This is a genomic window from Trueperella abortisuis (assembly GCF_030811095.1).
GTDB classification, from domain to species: Bacteria; Actinomycetota; Actinomycetes; order Actinomycetales; family Actinomycetaceae; genus Trueperella; species Trueperella abortisuis.
Window position 1 is genome coordinate 2,266,530 of the sequence record NZ_JAUSQL010000001.1, and the last position, 18,114, is coordinate 2,284,643.

The following is an 18,114-nucleotide window of genomic DNA, read 5'->3' on the forward strand; positions in this document are numbered from 1 at the left end:
GTCAGCCCGAAGTTATTGCAAAGGAGCAATCGTGAGCGCACCCGAACGCGCCGAGATGGCAGAGTCCACCACTCTTTCCACCTACGCAGACCCCTACAAACTCCACGAAGAAAACATCCTTGAGCCGCCCACGTCATGGCGCGGTGCATTAAAGTTCCTAGGCCCCGGCATGATCACTTCGGCGGCCGTCGTTGGCTCCGGAGAGCTGATCACCGCCACCACGCTTGGCGCAAAGGTCGGCTTTATCCTCTTCTGGCTCGTCTTCGTCTCCACCTTCGTCAAGGTGTTCGTGCAGATCGAGCTGGCGCGCTTCTCGATTTCCACCGGCAAACCCGCGATCACCGGCTTTGACGAAACCAGCCCCAAGATCGCTGGCCACGGCTGGATGGCATGGCTCGTCCTTTCCATGTTCATCCAGTTCGTTATCGGTCAGGCAGGCGTGCTCTCAGCCGCCGCGTTCGCCTTCTCCTCGCTCATCCCGATTGTGGGCGATCCGCTATCGTTCGCATCGGTGGGCGTGTGGGTGTTCATCCTCGCCGCTATCGCGATCGGCGTCCACTGGTTTAACCGCTACTCGATGCTCGAGAAGATCTCCACCGTGCTCGTCCTCATCGTCACCTTCTTCGCCGTCCTCGCGGTGTTCCTGCTGATCGGAACGGAGTTCTCGTGGACGGTGTCCGACATCGCCGCCGGCATGCGCTTCCAGATCGGTGCTGGCGCCGCCGGCATCGCCCTGGCCATGTTCGGCATGACCGGCGTGGGCGCCGGCGAGGTCACCACGTATACCTACTGGGTTGTGGAAAAAGGCTACGCCGCATGGTCCGGCCCGAACGACGGCTCCGAGGCGTGGATTAACCGCGCCCGCGGCTGGATCAAGGTCATGAAGCTTGACGCTTGGGTGTCCTGGTTCGTCTACACCATCTCGACCGTTGCCTTCTACGTACTCGGCGCGGCGGTGCTACACCCGCAGGCCCTCGAGCCGTCCGGCAACGAGGTTATGACCACGATCTCCTCGATCTTCGACAACATCTTCGGCCAGCTCGGCGGAACTCTCTTCCTCCTCGGCGCCGGCGTGGCACTGTTCAAGACGATCCTCGCGAACGTCCCCGGCTTTGCCCGACTCGTCACCAACACGCTGTCGGTCTTCGGCGCCTTCGACTGGAAGGACTCCTCCAAGCGCGACGCCTGGATGCGCGCCACCATGGTGATCCTCCCCCTTGCCTGGGCGATCCTGGGAACCGTCGCGAAGTCCCCGCTCGCGCTCGTCGTGCTCGCCGGAATTCTCAACGCGATCTTCCTTATCGGCGTCGCGATCTGCACGCTCCAGCTCCAGAAAAACCAGACCGACCCGAACGTCAAAGACGGTTCGGTGTTCCAGGTCTTCCTGATCATCTCTGCGATCGCGATCTTCGCAGTCGGCGTCTACTCGCTGTGGGGCCAGATCCAGGGCCTCATTGGCTAGAAGCATCCAGGACCTCATCGGCTAGATAATGGAAGGGAATACCATGAAAGCAGTTGTTGTACACGGCAAGGATGACCTTCGGGTCGACGACGTTGCGGAGCCCATCTGCGGGCCCGACGACGTGCTGGTTGCCATCGAATGGGGCGGCATTTGCGGCTCCGACATCTCCTACTGGAAGAACGGCGCCTCGGGAACGGCTGTGCTCTCTGAGCCGCTCGTGCTTGGGCACGAGGTGGCGGGCCACGTGGCTAAAGTGGGCAAGAATGTGACCGGCGTTAAGGAAGGCGCCCGCGTGACGATCCATCCGGCCACCTACGTCGGTGATCACGAGATGCCCGCCGACATCGCCGAGCGCACCAACCTGTGGCCGGAGGTGCGTTACTTCGGCTCGGCAGCGTTCAAGCCGCACGAGCAGGGCGGGTTCTCGGCGTACCGCGTTGTTCGCCCGGATCAGCTACGGTATCTGCCCGACGCGGTGTCGACGAAGGACGGCGCCCTCGCCGAGCCCTTCGGCGTGGCGATCCACGCGGTCAAGCGTGCCGGGGAGGTTTCGGGGCGCACGGTGCTCGTCAATGGCGCGGGTCCGATCGGCGTACTGGTCGTGGCCGCAGCGAAGGCGGCCGGGGCAAAGAAGATCTACGCTTCCGACCTCTCTGCCGCCTCGCTCGAGATCGCCGCAAAAATGGGTGCTGACGAGACGATCAACGTGGCCGAAGGCGAGACGCTCCCCTCCGACGTCGACGTCGCCCTGGAAGCTTCCGGCGCCCCCGCCGCCCTTGGCAACGTGGTTGCAGCGACGCGCCGCGGCGGCACGGTCGTTCAGGTGGGCAACCTCCCGGGCGGTGAGGTCAAGGCCGTGCTCGGCAACATCGTGACCCGCGAAATCGACTACCGCGGTTCATACCGATTCATCGACGAAATCACCGACGCCGTGGAGCTCATGGCCAACGGCGTTGACGTGAGCCCGCTGCAAACCCACGAATTCGGGATCGACGACGCCACACAGGCCTTCGCCACCGCCGCTGATCGGTCCACCGGGTCGTCAAAGGTGATGCTCAAGCTCAGCTAGGTCACGAGGCGCTGGCGCGGCCGGCGCGCCGTGGGCATAGTTCGTCCATGCACGCAGGCGCCGGCAACCGCTGGTGATGCGCCGGCACGGGCACGAAGCAAGCCTTGGCAATGGGGAGGGCGCCCCTCGCGGGTGCCCTCCCCATTGCCAAGCCCCTGGGTGGCGCGTCTCTTTCCTGCCCTGGCTGGCGCGGGCCGCGCCGATCCCCGTGCGGCCCGCCGGCCAGCATATCCCGCGCCCTCTCGCCTTGTGCTCGCGGCTGAAAGATATTGCTCAACGCAATAACTCCAAGGTTGCCGGGACTCGCCTTGAGAAATTCTCCTAGCATTGAACATGTATCAGATTGGCCGTTGCGGGCGTCGAGTAGCGCGGTTTGGTCTTTCAGACGCAGACCGGCGCGCCCTCCAGTCCGCGAACACCCCACCGCAAGGAGAAACTATGACCGACTACCGCGTATTAGTGGAAGTAACGCAATACCCTCAGGCTGTGCGCATCGTCGACGGGCTTTCGGACGCCGGCTTCCCCGTAGAGCACACCCGCATCGTTGGTACCGACATCGAGACCGTCGAGGACGTTCACGGCCGAAAAACTGTGTGGACCTCCGCGCTCATGGGTGCACTATCCGGCCTCTGGTTCGGCATCTTCGTCGGCCTGATGTTCTGGATCCTCGCCCCGGGCCTTGGCCTGCTCGCGAACTTCGGCTGGCCTGTGCTGTTCGGAGTCCTTTTCGGTGGCTTCTGGGGGCTCATCGCACACGCACTGACGGGCGGACGGCGCGACTTCACCTCGACGCACGGGCTTCGTGCTCACCGCTACGAGGTTCAGGTTCGCGCCGAGTACCTCGCTCGAGCCTACGAGCTACTCTCGGAGAAGGGTATTCGTCCCACCGAGACTGAGACCTCTTACTAAAGCAACTACGAACCTCGCTGCCACCCGCCCGCACGCTGATAGAATAGAGCGGACGCCGAAAGGATATGTGCATGCAGCCGTACGAGACCTTCGCTGAACCGCTCACCATCATGGCCGATGGGACGATCAAGCAGCTCAACCCATTTTCGGGAACGGAGGTGTGGACTGTACCGGGGCGCGCGAACCGTCCGCTGGGTATCAAGAACCCGGATCCGCAGCCGCTCGACCCGGCGCACGACGGTCGCCACTGCGCCTTCTGTACTCAGCGCGTGCTGGAGACCCCACCGGAAAAGTCTCGGCTGATCCGCAAGGGCGAGGATGCCGAGATCATCCAGACCGACTCGGTGGACATGCTCTCCAAGCAGTGGGAGTTCCGGCGCGTGCCAAACCTGTTCGAAATCCTGTCTTTTGACTATTGGGCCGCGAACTACGACTACAAGCTCCCCTCGGCCGCCCAGCGCCGGATGGATCACTACGTTGCAGACCCGGCGGGCCGCACCCACGTCATGGCCGTGTTGCGCAACAAGTTCGCTTCGAAGATGAGCCCACAGGAATTCGACGATCTGCCGGAAGACGAGAAGCTCAAGGGCGCCTACTCCTTCTTTGGCGGAGGCCATGACCTGATCCTCAGCCGGCGCCACTTCGTGGATGGAGCGACGGACGATACGCAGCTGGCGGCGTCGGGAACGCTGACCCCGCAGGAGCATGAGTGGTACATGCGCATGACGATCGAGGCTATGCGCGACCTGTATGAGACGAACCGGTACGTGCGTTACGTGCAAGTCTTCCAGAATTGGCTTAAGCCGGCCGGCGCCTCGTTCGACCACCTGCACAAACAGCTGGTGGCCATCGATCAGCGCACTGTTAACGGGCGGATGGAAGTGGTCAAGGTGCGTAACAACCCGAACCTCTACAACGAGGCGGGCGTCAATTACGCCAGCTACCACAACCTGGTGATCGCGGAGAACAAGCACGCGGTGGCGATCGCGGGATTCGGTCACCGCTACCCCACGTTGGAGATCTGGTCGAAGTCACCGCATATCCAGCCGTGGGAGCACACCCGCGATGAGCAGCGCGCCATGTCCGACCTCGTCCACGCGATGCACGCCGCCACCGGCGCCAACGTGCCCACGAACGAGGAGTGGTACACGAAGCCGATCGATTCCGACGTCAACATGCCGTGGCGGATCCTGCTCAAGTGGCGCGTGTCCACCCTCGCCGGCTTCGAGGGCGGGTCGAAGATTTACGTCAACACGATTGACCCGTGGACTCTTCGCGACCGCGTGGTGCCAAAGCTGCTCGAGCTACGTGCGGAGGGCAAACTCGCCGCCGGCATCTCGGTGGCCACCGAGTGCTCGTGCGAGGTCAACTGCCTCAAGTACAACCCGGCGCTCTAGGGTTGACGCCGCCCGGGCGCAAGCGGCTAGCCCCGCGTGCCCGTCCCCGACAGTTCACTTGAGGATTTAGCCCAGCACGCGACACTTCAATTGAATATACCGGCTACCGATCGCGATATGGGCCTACTTGGCCCCATATTCATGACTTGTGTCGAGCGCCTGCCGGCTAAGAGATGAGGCGGCGGACCGTGTCCGAGGCCGGGTATGCGCGCAACTCCTCGGCGGTGCCGACCTGGACGAGTCGCCCGGCGTCCATGACGCCGATGCGGTCGGCCACGTTGAGGGCCTCCTCGCGGTCGTGGGTCACGTAGATCGCGGTGGCACCCACGCCGGCGAGGACCTGGCGCAGCTGGGAGGACAGGCGCGTGCGCAGGATGCGGTCGAGCGCGGAAAGCGGTTCGTCAAGCAGGATGAGGTCCGGGCGCGGGGCCAGCGAGCGGGCGAGCGCCACGCGCTGAGCCTGACCGCCCGAGAGCGTGGAAATCGGGCGGCTACCATAGCCGGCCAAGCCCACCAGCTCCAACAGCTCAGCGACGCGCTTCTTGCGCTCGGCCTTGGCAACCTTCGCCGCCTCCAGCCCGTAGCCGATGTTGCCCTCCACTGAGCGGTGCGGGAAAAGCTGGCCGTCCTGGAAAACCATCCCGATGTTACGTAGATGAACCGGAACCCCGGTGAGGTCACGCTCGCCCAAGATCACCCGGCCCGTCGCAGGCTCCAAACCCGCCACCGCCCGCAGCAGCGAGGACTTCCCCGAGCCCGACTCACCTAGGAGAGCCAGAATCTGGCCCGTCTGCACAGTGAATGACACCCCCTTAACCGCGTGAACCGGCGGCTGATCGTAGGACAGGTCGACGTTCTCTACATTCAGCATTGTTCCCCCATTTTAGAAAGCTCCCCTTGCCCTGCCCGGACGCACGAGATCCGTCACGAACATGATCGCCCCCGTCAGCCCCGCCAGGACCACCGAGCCCGCGAGCGCCATGCCGTAGTTGTCCACCCCCGGCCGGCCAAGCAGCTTCGAGATGAGCACGGGTAGCGTCTGGTAGTCGGGGCTGGCCAGGAATGACGTCGCCCCGAACTCCCCGAGCGAGATCGCGAACGCGAACCCGAAGGCGATCCCCAGGCCGCGCGCCATGATGGGCAGGTCGATGGTTGCCGCCACGCGCACCGGGCTCGCCCCGAGCGTGGCGGCCGCCTCGCGCATTCGCGGATCGATCGCGCGCAACATGGGCACCAACGAGCGCACCACCAGCGGCAACGCCACCACCGCCTGAGCCAGCGGCACAATCAGCCCGGTCGGCACGCCCTGCACGCGCCCCCACGTCACAAGGAAGCCGAATCCGACAGTCACCGCGGAGATGCCCAGCGGCAACAGCACGACCCCGTCGGCCACCCGCTGGGCCGTGCGCGCGAGGCGAGCGCGCGGATGCCGCGACAACGCGAAAGCAAGAATGGCGCCCACGACGAGCGAAAGCGTCGCCGCGTCGAGCGCAATCCGCACCGAGTGGTCAAGCGCGTCAAGGACCGAGGTTCCACCCGCGAAGCCAGCGCCGGGGGTGGCCAGCACCCGGTAATTGCGTAGCGACCACTGCCCGTCGGAGCGCAGCGAGCCTGCCAGCAGGCCGAGGAGCGGCGCCGCGAGGAAGACCAGCACGGCCGCCGTCGTGACAATTGCGGGGATCGCCGCGCGCGTGGGGCGCGTGGGCGGGCGTGGCGTCACATCTAGGGCTCGCTCAGTGCGCGAGGACGTCGCGGTCGAGACGACGAGCGCCGCCACCACGATGACCAGCTGGAGCACCGACAATACGGCGGCGTGTCCGAGGTCAAGGTAGGCGGTGGACTGGACATAGATCTCCGACTCCAGCGTGCCGTAGCCGGGCCGACCGAGGGTCTGGACAATCCCGAAGCTCGTGGAACAAAACAGGAAGACGAGCCCACCACCGGCCGCTATCGCCGGGCCGAGCTGCGGTAGCGTCACCGTAAAGAAGGCACGCGTGGGGCTCGCGCCGAGGGTGCGCGCCGCGTCGGTGAGGTCGGCGATCCCCGCCCACATCGACCCCACCGTCCGCACCACCACGGCGTAGTTGAAGAACACCATCGCGAGCACCACGGCCGTCGTCGTCTGGCCAAGTTTCAGGAAGCCGAGCGGACCGGCGTCGTCGAGCAGGGCGCGAAAGGCGACACCCACCACCACGGTCGGCAGCGCGAACGGCGCGGTCGCGAACGCGCGCGCCACCCGCGCCCCCGGAAGTCTCAGCCGGTAGAGCACGTAGGCGCCCGGAACCCCCAACACCACCGAAATGGCGGTGGCCGCGACCGCCATGCCGAGCGTCTGCCCGACGATTCGCCAGGTGCGCCCCTGCCCCAGAACCTCGCCGAACTGCGCCGGATCCCCCAGGCCCATGCCAAGCATGCGGCCCACCGGCCACAGGAAAAACAACACAAGGAAGAGCGCCGGCACCGCCAGCGCCACCACCCATCCGACATGGGCGACTCTCCCTTTCATGCGTTAGCGGCCTTCGCGCAGCTCAGACCATTCCTTCCGCCAAGCTTCGCGGTTGCCCACCACCTTGGGGTCGGGCGTGAGCGAGTCGGCGGGCCGCTGAGCATAGGTCTGCCACTCGCTCGGCAACGCAACGTCGGCCACCGGGTACATGTACATCGTCTCCGGGATCTCGGACTGGACCCGATCGGAGAGCATGAAGTCGATGAACTTCTGCGCCCCTTCTCGGTTCTTCGCGCCCTTGACCACGCCGGCGTACTCCGTCTGCGCCACGCACGTGCCGGGAACCGTGACGAAGGCGCCCTCGCCGTAGGCAGGCGAGGAGGCGTAGGACAGGACGAGCGGGTATGCCCCCTTGCCGTCCGAGGCGGAAAAGTCGGTGTAAAAGGCGTCAGACCAGGAGTCGGCCACCTTCGTGCCGTTGTCAAGCAGGTCTGTCCAGTACTGCTGCCAGTTATCGCCAGCCTCCTCGATCGTGCCCACGAGGAAGGCCAGGCCGGGGCTGGAGGTGACCGGGTTCGTCACCACCAGCAGATCCTTATACTCGGGCTTGGTCAGGTCCGCAAACGAGGCGGGCAGCTCGAGGTCGTGATCCTCGAAGTAGGTAACGTCCGCGTTGAGGCACACGTCGCCGTAGTCGATCGCGGTCAGGTCGCCAATGCGGCGATCCGCGCCCGGATCCGGTTGGGGCACGTAGGCGTCGATGACGCCGGCGTCCAGCGCGGTCTGGGCGGAGAAGTTGTCGATGCCGAAGACGGCGTCCACGGTCGGATTGTCTTTATTGAGGATGAGCTGGTTGAGGACCATGCCGGCGTCGCCGGGGGCGGTGGTCTTCAGCGTCATGCCCGTCTCTTCCTCGAAAGCCGCCTTGGCTTCGTCGGAGATGGTGAACGAGTCGTGGGTGAGGACGGTGACCGTCTCGCCCGTCGTCTTGACTTGGTCAACGGCAGAACATGCCGCCATCGTCGCGGTAAGTGTGGCCGAAAGCGCCACGACGAAAAGGCTCTTCGCCTTCATTTTTCCTCCCAATAGTTCGGGAGGGCCCGGGCGTGCCCGGGGAGAGCTCGACTTCCTTCGCCGGTGCTAACCGGAGCAGGTTCGAGGGTCTGCGTTGCCGCACTCTCAGCGCTGATGCGCTCCCCTGTCGTATGCTCCACGCTACCAAATCGGCGCCGACGACGTCGACCGGGTCACGATACGCACACGTCGGCGCCTCGCGGGGCGCCTCGGTCAGTTCGGGAGCGTTTCAGGAGCGCTTCGCCGTCGCCGCGCTGAGCGCGCCGGGCGCGGGCTCTCAACGCGTGACGCGCACAAGGGCGAGAGCTAAGCCCCGTACCACTGCGCCGCCTTGCGCTTGAGCGCCGCGGACACAACTGCCGAGACGACGGCTGTCACCGCAGTGAAAACGACGACGTCTCGCATCGGCATCTGCATCATCTCCGCCTCGTCGGCGGGGCGGTGCTTGCCCAGCCCCTTCTCCCACACCTGGTTGACCACCAGGTTCGAGGCGGCGCCCGCCGCTCCAGCGATTCCGAGCGTGATCAGTCTCCATCCGATGTTCATCATTCCTCCATAAGTCTGGTTGGTCTCATACTAGTATCTGGCCGATCTATCCGCCGAGGCGAGGGCCGCCCCGGTTCCGCAGGGCGTCCGGCGCGCTCACCCGCGGTCGTCGCCGGTGGTCATGTCCTCGCCGAGCTCGTCGATAACGAGCGCGCTCTTGTCGATCCGGCCCGTGCGATACCCTGCCCGCGACATCATGTGCGCCGAAATTGGCGCCGTGATCAGCTGGAATCCAATCACCAGCATCATCGTCCACGTCATCGTCGAGCTGCGCACGATGAGCGAGACCCCCACCATGAGCATGATGAGCGAGAACGTCTGCGGCTTGGTGGCCACATGCTGAATCGAGAGCAGGTCGCGGAAGCGGAACACCCCGATCGCGGCGATGAGCGTAAACAGTGAGCCGATGACGATGAGCGTGATACCCACCCAGTCTGCGATGAGTTCCCAGTTCACGGCCGCCTCCCCTCGTCGACGACGCCCGTGCGGCCGGTCTCGCCGCGCGCGGGGATACCCGGGCCGGCGCCCCCTTGCCGGGCGCCCTCCCGGTCGGGCAGACGTTTGCCGCCCACGGAGGGGGCGAGGAAGCGGGCGAGCGTGGTCGAGCCGACGAAACCGACCAGGGACAGCGCCACAAACAGCGCGAGCAGATCCGCGCGTCGGGTGAGCGCGGCGAGCAGGGCGACCGCGCCGATGACCACCGAGGTCATGACGTCGAGCGCGACCATGCGCTCCAGCGCCGTCGGTCCGCGAAAGATGCGCATCAGTACCAGTAGCGCCGCGACGAACAGCAGCGCCATGCACGCGCCGAGCAGGTAGGTCATGGGTTCACCTCCAGGGAGCCGCCGGGCGCGCCGGCGTCGTCGCGCGGCTCACCCGTGGCCGGCGCGTAGGGGACGGGCAGGCGCCCGTAGCGGCGCGTGGGCCCAGGGACGTAACCGGCGTCGACGAGCTCGTCGTGCGAGGCAAATGCCCGCAGGATCCGCTCCTCCAGCTCGAGCACGGTACGGTGGACGCCCTCCACGCCACCGGCGAGCTCAGTGTCGAAGACGTGGACGTACAAGGTGCCCGTCACCCGGTGCGCCTCGACGACGACCGAGCCCGGCACCAGCGCCGTCATGCCGGCGATCGTGGCGAGGTAGACGTCCGAGTGGGAGCGCAGGTGGACGCGGATGATCGCGGCACGGGGATGCTTGCCGCGCAGAATAAAACTGGCGATCTGCGCGGAGGAGATGACGATGTCGAGGAGGAAACGCAACGCCAGCACGACCACGGCCCTCGGGCGGGAGCGCCCGTCGAACGGCGTGTAGGGGAAGGGCGCCACGGTGGTGATCGCGAGCGCCACGATGAGGCCGGCCAGCACGTTGCCGGCCGAGAACTCGCCCCACAGCAACACCCACACCGCCGTCAGCCAGGCGAGCATGCCGACCGAGGCGTGCGGGAAGCGGCCCGGGCGGCGGGTGGCGCGGTAGATGGCGCGCGCGGAACGGGTCCGGTGGGAACGAGTGGGTGTGCTAGCCACGGCCGCCTCCTTCCGCCGGCGCGCTCCGGCCGGGCGTGGGCACGGAAACGCCGGGGCTGGGCACGCTTTCGCCCGGCCTCGCCTCGCCCGGCACTTTCGACTCCCCGCTGCCGCGCCCGTCCTCGGGCAGGACGGCAACGATGTAGGGCGAGCGGGACCGAAGCTCGAGGGCCGCACCCTCCGTGAACTGGTAGATAGGCCCCGCGAAGAACGAGATGACCAGGGAGAACGCCACGAGCGCGCCGGAAGCCGCCGTCATCCCCCAGGGGATCGGCTTGGCCGAGAGCGGCTCGGGCGCCGTCTGCCAGAAGGCCATGTTCCACGCGCGCGAGACGGCGTACAGCGTCAGCAAGGAGCAGATGATGCCGGTGGCGATCAGTGCCCAGTCGATGAGCGAGCCGCGGTCCACCGAAGCCTGGATCAGCCCGACCTTGCCGAAGAAGCCCGACCCCGGCGGGATGCCTGCCAAGTTCAGGGCCGGCACGATGTAGAGCGCCGCGATGAGGGGCGAGACCTTGGCCAGGGAGCCAAGCCGAATGAGCGAGGTGGTACCGCCGCGTCGTTCGACAAGTCCCACCACGAGGAAGAGCGCGGTCTGGACGGTGATGTGGTGGACGGCGTAGTAGATGGTGGCGCCCAGCCCGTGCACCGAATACAGCGAAATACCCCAGATCATGAAGCCGATGTGGGATACGAGGGTGAAGGACAGCAGACGCTTGATGTCCTGCTGGGCCACCGCGCCGAGGATCCCCATGAGCATCGTCATGATCGCAACGACGCCGATCACCACCGTCAGCCGGTTGTAGGGGAAGAGTAGCGTCTGGGTGCGGATAATCGCATAAACACCCACCTTTGTCAGCAGGCCGGCGAACACGGCGGTGACGGGCGCGGGGGCGGTCGGGTAGGAGTCGGGCAACCAGGCCGACAGCGGGAAGACGGCGGCCTTGATGCCGAAGCCGACCAGTAGCATCACCTGGATCGCGATCCGAACGCCAGGGTCGATCTCGGGCAGTCGCAGCGCCAACTGGGCGAGGTTGACCGTGCCCGCCGCCGCGTACGTCATCGCGATCGCGATGAGGAAGACCACCGACGAAATCAGCGAAACCACCACGTAGACCGTGCCCGAGCGAATGCGGTCGCGGGTGCCGCCGAGGGTGATGAGCACAAACGACGCGGTCAGCAACAGCTCGAATCCCACGTAAATGTTGAACAGATCCCCGCTGAGGAAGGCGTTGGACACGCCGGCCGACAGCAGGAGGAAGGCGGGGTGGTAGACGGCGATCGGGGCGGCGTCGTCGCCGTCGGCGGCGCCCTGCGCCAGCGAGTAGAGCAGAACCGTGAGCGTGACGGTGACCGAGGTGAAAAGCATGATGGCGCTCAGCCGGTCAGCGACGAGCGAGATGCCGACCGGGGCTGCCCAGTTCGCGACGTCGAGCACGATCGGGCCCGAGGCCGACATGACGAGCAGCGTGCCCGCCACCAGCCACACCACCGCTAGGATGCCGGCGGAGAGGAAGCCCTGCAGGCGGCGCACCGAGGCGAAGGCCAGCGACAGGCCCGCGCCGAACAACGGTAGCGCCACGGGCAGAGCGACAAGGAAATCCCAGCTCATGCGTCCCTCCCCTCCGGATTGGCGGCGTGCGGCTCAGCACGCATCGGGTCACCGGCGGATCCCGCGTCGAGGGCGGCCGCGGGCGCGGCGTCGTCGGGCGAGTCCGGTTCATCGTCGGTCTCGTCGCGGATGTCGGGGGCGTCGTCCTCGAGGTCGGCCGGCTTATCGGTGCGGGCCTCGAACTTGGCCTCCTCGGTGCGGTTAGCGATACGTCGATCCTCGAGATCATCCTGAACCTCGTCCGAGGCGTTGAGCTGCCAGGAGCGGTAGGCGAGCGCGAGGAGGAAACCGGTCAGAGCCAGCGAGATGACGATTGCGGTGAGCATCATCGCCTGGACGAGCGGGTCGGCCATGTCCTCTTGGGCGGCCTCCCCCACCATCGGCGGCGCGCCGGAGGGGCCGCCTGCGATGAGCATGAGGATGTTGACACCGTTAGTCAGCACCGCCAACCCGAGCACGATCCGCGAAAGGGAGCGTTCGAGCACCAGGTAGACGCCGACGGCGACGAGCACGCCGGAGACGATCGCTAGCGCAAGCGAGAAACTCATGGTCTCTCCTCCCGTCCGGTCAGGGCCGTGGAGGTGGTGGCCGGGTCGGAGGCAATCGTGGTCAGGCCCGTGGTGTCGATGTCGAACTCACTCTCAGGTGTGTGGTGTGCGGGCGACGCCGGGGCGCCAGACCCAGCTCCAGCCGCCCCGCCTTCGCTGGCCGCCGCGGGCACAACCGGCGCAACTGGCGCCCCCGCGGGGATCGCTTCGGGCGCCACGTGGGGGACGCCGTCGTAGGAACGGGCCTGCTCGGCGTCGGAGGTGTCACGGCGCGCATCGGTGGAGGGGCGAATCTCGTAGTGCGGCTCGTCGGCCGCCTCGACCTCGCCGTGCCGGTCGATCTCGGCGCCAAGCGAACGCAAGACGTCGAGCACGAGGCCGATAACCACCAGATAGACACCAATGTCGAAGAAGATGGCGGTGGCGATCTTGACGTCCCCGAAGCCCCACAAGACCAACTCGATCTTCGCGGACTGCAGGATCTTGCCGCCGAGCGCCACCGGAACCAGCGCCGCCACGCCCGCGGTGGCCAGACCGGCGCCCATGAGGTGGCCAGGGTGGAGCGGGATCGCGGCGCCCAGTTCGTAGCGCCCACCCGCCACGTAGCGCACCACCAGCGCGATTCCCGCGAGCAACCCGCCCGCGAAACCGCCGCCGGGAGCGTTATGACCGGCGAAAAGGAAGAAGACGGACACGGCAAGGATCGTGTGGAACACCAGACGGGTGCCCACCTCGAGGATCACCGAGCGGTGCCCGAACGGCACCTGATCCGTGCCCACGAGCCAGCGCCGGTTGCGCCCAGGGGCCACCACCGACGACTCGATGGTGCGCGCCCGGGTGCGACGCCAGGTCGGCCCGGCGGCGTCGTGCGCGGGGGCGATAAGCTGGCCGGCCACGTTCACCCGGGGCGCCTGCAGGTTGCGGAAGCGGTCGATGCGTCCGCCACGGTCGCGGATAAAGAGCAGGGAGGAGATGCCGATCGCGCAGGCCACCACCACGGCGATCTCACCGAAGGTGTCCCACGCGCGAATATCCACCAGCGTCACGTTGACGATGTTCTTGCCGTACCCATACGTGTAGGCCTCGTCGTGGAAGTTCACCGAGATCGGGGTGTGAATGCGGGCGCCTGCGGCGATCACGCCGAGCACCACCGTCATCACGCCGAACAGGCAGGCCACCGTGATCCGCCAAACGCGCGAGAAGCGCAACGGCCGGCGCGAGAAGTAGGGGGGAAGGCGGCGCAGGACAAGGATGAAGACGACGAGCGACATCGTCTCCACCAACACCTGCGTCAACGCCAGGTCCGGCGCGCCGTAAAGCTCGTACAGCAGCGCGACGCCGTATCCCGAGGCACCCAGGAGGAGCACAGCCTTCATGCGGTGGCGCGCCGTGGCGCCGAGGAGCGCCGCCGCGACCGTCACGACGCCGACCACGGCCTGGGCCACCGAATCGTAGGGGCGCATGCCCACGCTCCCCTGCCAGTTGCCGAATGTGAAAGCCGCCAGCACCGCGACAGCGGTGAAGGTGAAGATCGTGGACAGGTACGCCGGCAGTGAGCCACGCTGGGTGAGGGCAGTGACGGTGCCCGAAAGATCCTCAAGCCCCGAGATGATCCTATGGTAGGTTCGGCCAGCGGAGACGGGGAACTCGTGGGCGCGAAGGACGGGCTCGAGCGTGGCGCGGGCCACGAAGAGAACGACGCCCGCAGCGAGAATCACGACCGTGACCAGGAACGGCGCCCCGATCCCCGGCCAGGACGCGAGATGCCCAGACTCGCCCGGAAGGGCACGGACGTAGGGCTGGAAAACGGCGTCGAGAAGATGACCGGCAAGCCCGAAGACGAGGCTCCCGAGCGAGAGCACCACCACCGGGGCGGTCAGCAGAGCCGAGCGACGCTTGACGGGCGTGTGAACACCTGGCTTGTCGAGAAACGCGCCCCACCAGAAGCGCAACGTGTAGGCGACCGTGAAGATCGAGCCGGCACCGATAGCGAGCCAGGTGAGGGTGTCGAGCGCGTCGCCGCCGATGAGCGCGTGAAGAGCGGCCTCCTTCGCCACGAAGCCGGCAAAGCCGGGTACGCCCGCCATCGACAGGCCGGCAAGCGCGGCGGCCCCCGCCGTCACCGGCATCTGACGCCCGACGCCGGAAAGCTCGCGCAGGTCACGAGTACCAGTGGCCCAATCCACCTGACCGACCGCGAGGAAGAGCGTGGACTTGAACATCGCGTGGGCCACCAGCATACCCAGGCCCGCCAGCAGCATCGCCGGAGTGCCGTAACCAACCATGAGAAGGATCAGGCCCAGCTGGGAGACAGTGCCGAAAGCGAGAACGAGCTTGAGGTCGTACTGCTTAAGCGCGCGATAGCCACCCAAGAGCAGGGTGCCAATCCCGCCGACGAGGATCATGTAGCGCCAAGCGGCGATGTCCGCAAAGCCGGGGGCGAGGCGAGCCACGAGGTAGACGCCGGCCTTCACCATCGCGGCGGCGTGCAGGTAGGCCGAGGTCGGAGTGGGGGCCGCCATCGCCGCCGGGAGCCAGAAATGGAAGGGAATGATCGCCGACTTCGCCATCGCGCCCACCAGCACCAACGCCACCGCCGTGGCAATCACAACGTGCGGGGTGGACTCCGCACCAATCGGGGCGACGCCGAGAGTGCCGCTACTCGCCGAGGCCACCAGCTCCGAGATCACATAGGACCCGCCCGGGATGTTGCCCAACGTAATGAGGCCCGCGAGCATGGCCAAGCCGCCCGCCGTCGTGACCATGAAAGCCTGCATCGCCGCGCGGCGGGATGCCTGCTTATCGTAGTTAAAGCCAATGAGGAGGAAGGAAAAGACCGAGGTCAGCTCCCAAAAAAGGTACAGCGCGAGCGTGTTGTCTGTCGTGACGAGGCCGAGCATCGCGCCAGCGAAGGCCACGAAAACCCCCGCGAAGCGCCCCATGCCGTGCGCGGAGGCGGAGAAGTAGCGCGCACAGTAGAACAGGACCGCCGTCCCCACGCCCGTCACGATCAGCGACATCACCCACGACAGGTAGTCAAGCCGGAAGGTCAGCTCCAGGCTGACCTGCGGCACCCAAGCGTAGCTCTCCCACGGAAAGTCGCCGCGCATCACCGCCGGGCCCTGCGCAACGAGGTAGATGAAGGACAGCGCGGGGATCACCGACAGGAACACGTAGCCGTGCCGGCCCACCCGCATGATCGCGGGCGCCGCAAGGGCACCTGTCGCGAAAGCGGCCAACAAAATCAGCATGCGTCTCCCTGTGCCCTGGCAACGAACAGACCTATTACTCCCCTAATTATTCTAGTGAAAATATCAGGGGTTGTCGCGGTACACCGCCGATACCATAGCAGGCTGCCCAAGGCGCCGGCCGGCTAGCCCGGTGACCTGCCAACGGCTAGGCGTTAGAAATGGTGGTCCGATACGTCAATCCTGTGGAAATTCAGCTCCGAGCGCGACGCCGTCGGGCCGCGCTGACCCTGGTAGCGCGAACCGTTCGCCCCCTGACCGTAGGGGGCCTGCGCCGCCGAGGACAGTTGGAAGAAGCAGAACTGCCCCACCTTCATCCCCGGCAGCAACATGATCGGCATCGTGGCAGTGTTCGACAGCTCGAGCGTCACGTGGCCGGAGAAACCCGGGTCAATGAACCCCGCCGTCGAATGCGTCAGCAAACCGAGCCGACCCAAACTGGACTTACCCTCGAGCCGGGCGGCGACGTCGTCGGCGAGCGTGATCTGCTCATACGTCGAGCCGAGCACGAACTCCCCCGGATGGAGGACGAGGCTGCCGTCCGCCGGGACTTCGACCAGGCGCGTGAGCTCCGGTTGCGCCTGGGAGGGGTCAATCATGGGGTACTTGTGGTTGTCGAAGAGGCGGAAGAAGCGGTCAAGGTGAATATCCACCGACGACGGCTGCACCATCTCGGGATCCCACGGATCAATGGCGATTCGTCCGTCCGCTACATACGCCCGGATGTCACGATCAGAAAGAAGCATGGCCCCATTCTTTCACGACGCGCGGGGGCGGGCGTCCTATTCCAGCAACTGGCTCGGGCCGGGCGGGTTCCGTTGGCTCCGGCCGGGCCGATCGCGCGACGCGGCGGCCTGTCGGCGCGCCGCTCCCGCCAGCTCGGGCCGGACCGATTGGCGTCTGCGGCGCCGGGTCGATAAGATGGTGACACCCATGCGGGCGTAGTTCATCGGTAGAATGGCAGCTTCCCAAGCTGCAGAGGCGGGTTCGATTCCCGTCGCCCGCTCCACTAGGACGCTCATTTCGATACAAAATGAGCGTCCTTTTGTTTTGGGTTAATAGACAAAAAATGTGTCTTATCCGGGCGTGTCGTTAGTGTCCTGCCCAGCCTTGGTGGATGGTCAGGCCGTCGTCCCAGGGGGCTTGGGTGTTGATGGCGTTGTCGATGTAGGCTGGCCCGTCGGGCTCAGGTTCGGGTTTGGGCTTGGTGGTGGCGGGGGTGTTGTTGATGAACGTGGCCAGGGGTTGGGGGTCGATGGAGCGGGTGTAGAGGAAGTAGTCCAGGGCGGTCTTCATGTGCTCTTCGGATAGGCCGCGGTGGGCTCGTAGGTAGGTCTTCAGCACGGCGTTCGTCCCGCCTTCTAAGGAGTTCGTGGTTGAGGCCAGGGGGCTTGTCGCGCCTGTGGTGGGGTCGAGGTAGGTAAAGAGCACCCCGGCCTTGACGTAGCCGTCTAAGGCTCTGACCAGGCGCCTGGTGGCGTGGTGGGTATACCACCAGGACTTGTTGTTCTGGGCAAAGCGCGGGATCTGTGAGGGGGCGACAGTGGCCTTGTAGGTGCGTTCGGCCAGCTAGGTGTCGTAGAGGGTGTGGAAGGCTGCGAGGCCTTTTTGCCAGGCGATGGCTTGGTCGGCGGTGGTGATCTTGGTCAGGTCCAAGGCCAGTTTGTATAGGGCCTTGTGCTGGTCGGTCTTGGGGCGGGTGGTGGTCAGGGTGCGGATGTTGCGCTGGATGTGGACTAGGCACCGTTGCAGGCGGCTGGTAGGCCAGCAGGCCTTGATCGCGGCCAGGGCCCCGCGGTCCCCGTCGGTGGTGACCACGGCCGGAGCAGGGATACGCGACAGTAAGGCCGTGTAGGCGGCTTTGGATTCTTTGGCGCATAGCTGGTAGGCGATAACACCGTCAGTGGTAGCCGCCACCAAGACGCACCAGCCGTGAGCGATGTAGGTCCCGTCGATGAAGATCTGGTCATGAACCTCTCCGGTGATGTCCCAGATCGGGCGGGTATCCCAACACCAAGCGTGATCGCGATCCCACGTCCGAGTAGAGCCGGTTAGGCGACGTTTGGGTTCAGTGTCGGTAATGAATTCAACGAATTCGCGGAACTGTTTTTCGCGTTGCTGGCGCCGATGAGTGCTGGTGAAGCTGTGGCCACAAGCCGGGCATCTCCAGCGCTGCCGGCCAGCACTCGTTGAGCCGTTCTTCTTCGTGGCGGTCTGACAAATCGGGCAGCGGCGGGCGTGCGGGTTTGGTCTTCTCACCCCATGCACGTAACCGTGCAGA

The 18,114-nt window shown here is 65.9% G+C and carries 17 protein-coding genes, 1 tRNA gene and 1 riboswitch; of the genes, 5 read left to right on the forward strand and 13 right to left on the reverse strand.

The window, feature by feature from the left end; all coding sequences use genetic code 11:
- The first annotated feature begins 31 nt into the window (after positions 1-31).
- The 4 genes from J2S45_RS10195 to J2S45_RS10210 all read left to right on the forward strand — a co-directional run bounded on the left by J2S45_RS10195 (position 32) and on the right by J2S45_RS10210 (position 4,837).
- Positions 32-1,462, forward strand: coding sequence for an Nramp family divalent metal transporter (locus tag J2S45_RS10195; RefSeq protein ID WP_307635333.1), 1,431 nt, complete (start codon positions 32-34; stop codon positions 1,460-1,462).
- 43 nt (positions 1,463-1,505) lie between these two features.
- Complete coding sequence (locus J2S45_RS10200; protein WP_307635334.1) at positions 1,506-2,531, forward strand: L-idonate 5-dehydrogenase; 1,026 nt, start codon at positions 1,506-1,508, stop codon at positions 2,529-2,531.
- A gap of 438 nt (positions 2,532-2,969) precedes the next feature.
- Entirely contained in the window at positions 2,970-3,440 is a 471-nt protein-coding gene (locus J2S45_RS10205) for a general stress protein (protein ID WP_307635335.1), read from the forward strand.
- Between the two features lie 71 nt (positions 3,441-3,511).
- Positions 3,512-4,837: a DUF4921 family protein gene (locus J2S45_RS10210; protein WP_307635336.1), complete on the forward strand. Its 1,326-nt coding sequence runs from the start codon at positions 3,512-3,514 to the stop codon at positions 4,835-4,837.
- 166 nt (positions 4,838-5,003) lie between these two features.
- Here the strand turns inward: J2S45_RS10210 and J2S45_RS10215 are convergent, their stop codons facing one another.
- The 11 genes from J2S45_RS10215 to dcd form a co-directional block, all read right to left on the reverse strand.
- Entirely contained in the window at positions 5,004-5,708 is a 705-nt protein-coding gene (locus J2S45_RS10215; RefSeq protein ID WP_307635337.1) for an ABC transporter ATP-binding protein, read from the reverse strand.
- 12 nt (positions 5,709-5,720) lie between these two features.
- The gene (locus J2S45_RS10220; protein ID WP_307635338.1) at positions 5,721-7,343 is read right to left on the reverse strand and encodes an ABC transporter permease; all 1,623 of its coding nucleotides are present in this window, start codon (positions 7,341-7,343) and stop codon (positions 5,721-5,723) included.
- 3 nt (positions 7,344-7,346) lie between these two features.
- The gene (locus tag J2S45_RS10225) at positions 7,347-8,357 is read right to left on the reverse strand and encodes a thiamine ABC transporter substrate-binding protein (protein WP_307635339.1); all 1,011 of its coding nucleotides are present in this window, start codon (positions 8,355-8,357) and stop codon (positions 7,347-7,349) included.
- A gap of 35 nt (positions 8,358-8,392) precedes the next feature.
- Positions 8,393-8,493: riboswitch (TPP riboswitch) on the reverse strand.
- 170 nt (positions 8,494-8,663) lie between these two features.
- A complete protein-coding gene (locus J2S45_RS10230; RefSeq protein ID WP_307635340.1) occupies positions 8,664-8,906 on the reverse strand; it encodes a DUF4235 domain-containing protein in 243 nt (80 codons plus the stop codon).
- A gap of 93 nt (positions 8,907-8,999) precedes the next feature.
- Positions 9,000-9,359 carry a monovalent cation/H(+) antiporter subunit G gene (gene mnhG, locus J2S45_RS10235; RefSeq protein WP_270976025.1) on the reverse strand — a complete coding sequence of 120 codons (360 nt, stop codon included), beginning with the start codon at positions 9,357-9,359 and terminating at the stop codon, positions 9,000-9,002.
- Complete coding sequence (locus J2S45_RS10240) at positions 9,356-9,727, reverse strand: monovalent cation/H+ antiporter complex subunit F (RefSeq protein ID WP_296932821.1); 372 nt, start codon at positions 9,725-9,727, stop codon at positions 9,356-9,358. The genes mnhG and J2S45_RS10240 overlap by 4 nt, the downstream gene beginning before the upstream one ends.
- Positions 9,724-10,425 (reverse strand): Na+/H+ antiporter subunit E, encoded by a 702-nt coding sequence (locus J2S45_RS10245; RefSeq protein WP_270976027.1) that lies wholly within the window; start codon positions 10,423-10,425, stop codon positions 9,724-9,726. The genes J2S45_RS10240 and J2S45_RS10245 overlap by 4 nt, the downstream gene beginning before the upstream one ends.
- Positions 10,418-12,037 carry a Na+/H+ antiporter subunit D gene (locus J2S45_RS10250; protein ID WP_307635341.1) on the reverse strand — a complete coding sequence of 540 codons (1,620 nt, stop codon included), beginning with the start codon at positions 12,035-12,037 and terminating at the stop codon, positions 10,418-10,420. Before J2S45_RS10250 ends, J2S45_RS10245 begins: the two co-directional genes overlap by 8 nt.
- The gene (locus tag J2S45_RS10255; RefSeq protein WP_270976029.1) at positions 12,034-12,585 is read right to left on the reverse strand and encodes a Na(+)/H(+) antiporter subunit C; all 552 of its coding nucleotides are present in this window, start codon (positions 12,583-12,585) and stop codon (positions 12,034-12,036) included. The genes J2S45_RS10250 and J2S45_RS10255 overlap by 4 nt, the downstream gene beginning before the upstream one ends.
- Positions 12,582-15,836 carry a Na+/H+ antiporter subunit A gene (locus tag J2S45_RS10260; RefSeq protein ID WP_307635342.1) on the reverse strand — a complete coding sequence of 1,085 codons (3,255 nt, stop codon included), beginning with the start codon at positions 15,834-15,836 and terminating at the stop codon, positions 12,582-12,584. Before J2S45_RS10260 ends, J2S45_RS10255 begins: the two co-directional genes overlap by 4 nt.
- Before the next feature lie 152 nt (positions 15,837-15,988).
- A complete protein-coding gene (dcd, locus tag J2S45_RS10265; protein ID WP_300048625.1) occupies positions 15,989-16,579 on the reverse strand; it encodes a dCTP deaminase in 591 nt (196 codons plus the stop codon).
- A 189-nt stretch (positions 16,580-16,768) separates the two neighbouring features.
- Here dcd and J2S45_RS10270 point away from each other — a divergent pair.
- Positions 16,769-16,842: transfer RNA gene (locus J2S45_RS10270), tRNA-Gly, on the forward strand.
- Positions 16,843-16,925: 83 nt separating this feature from the next.
- Here the strand turns inward: J2S45_RS10270 and J2S45_RS10275 are convergent.
- Both J2S45_RS10275 and J2S45_RS10280 read right to left on the reverse strand, forming a co-directional pair.
- Complete coding sequence (locus J2S45_RS10275; RefSeq protein ID WP_307634303.1) at positions 16,926-17,264, reverse strand: hypothetical protein; 339 nt, start codon at positions 17,262-17,264, stop codon at positions 16,926-16,928.
- A gap of 138 nt (positions 17,265-17,402) precedes the next feature.
- Positions 17,403-18,092 carry an IS1/IS1595 family N-terminal zinc-binding domain-containing protein gene (locus tag J2S45_RS10280; RefSeq protein WP_307634304.1) on the reverse strand — a complete coding sequence of 230 codons (690 nt, stop codon included), beginning with the start codon at positions 18,090-18,092 and terminating at the stop codon, positions 17,403-17,405.
- Between the last annotated feature and the right edge of the window lie 22 nt (positions 18,093-18,114).

Bases quoted from the DNA above. Each gene is read 5' to 3' on its own strand.
- J2S45_RS10200 (WP_307635334.1), top strand. From the start codon at position 1,506: ATGAAAGCAGTTGTTGTACACGGCAAGGATGACCTTCGGGTCGACGAC.
- J2S45_RS10220 (WP_307635338.1), bottom strand. From the start codon at position 7,343: ATGAAAGGGAGAGTCGCCCATGTCGGATGGGTGGTGGCGCTGGCGGTG.
- J2S45_RS10255 (WP_270976029.1), bottom strand. From the start codon at position 12,585: ATGAGTTTCTCGCTTGCGCTAGCGATCGTCTCCGGCGTGCTCGTCGCC.
- J2S45_RS10210 (WP_307635336.1), top strand. From the start codon at position 3,512: ATGCAGCCGTACGAGACCTTCGCTGAACCGCTCACCATCATGGCCGAT.
- J2S45_RS10240 (WP_296932821.1), bottom strand. From the start codon at position 9,727: ATGACCTACCTGCTCGGCGCGTGCATGGCGCTGCTGTTCGTCGCGGCG.
- J2S45_RS10260 (WP_307635342.1), bottom strand. From the start codon at position 15,836: ATGCTGATTTTGTTGGCCGCTTTCGCGACAGGTGCCCTTGCGGCGCCC.
- J2S45_RS10230 (WP_307635340.1), bottom strand. From the start codon at position 8,906: ATGATGAACATCGGATGGAGACTGATCACGCTCGGAATCGCTGGAGCG.
- J2S45_RS10215 (WP_307635337.1), bottom strand. From the start codon at position 5,708: ATGCTGAATGTAGAGAACGTCGACCTGTCCTACGATCAGCCGCCGGTT.
- J2S45_RS10205 (WP_307635335.1), top strand. From the start codon at position 2,970: ATGACCGACTACCGCGTATTAGTGGAAGTAACGCAATACCCTCAGGCT.
- dcd (WP_300048625.1), bottom strand. From the start codon at position 16,579: ATGCTTCTTTCTGATCGTGACATCCGGGCGTATGTAGCGGACGGACGA.
- J2S45_RS10225 (WP_307635339.1), bottom strand. From the start codon at position 8,357: ATGAAGGCGAAGAGCCTTTTCGTCGTGGCGCTTTCGGCCACACTTACC.
- J2S45_RS10250 (WP_307635341.1), bottom strand. From the start codon at position 12,037: ATGAGCTGGGATTTCCTTGTCGCTCTGCCCGTGGCGCTACCGTTGTTC.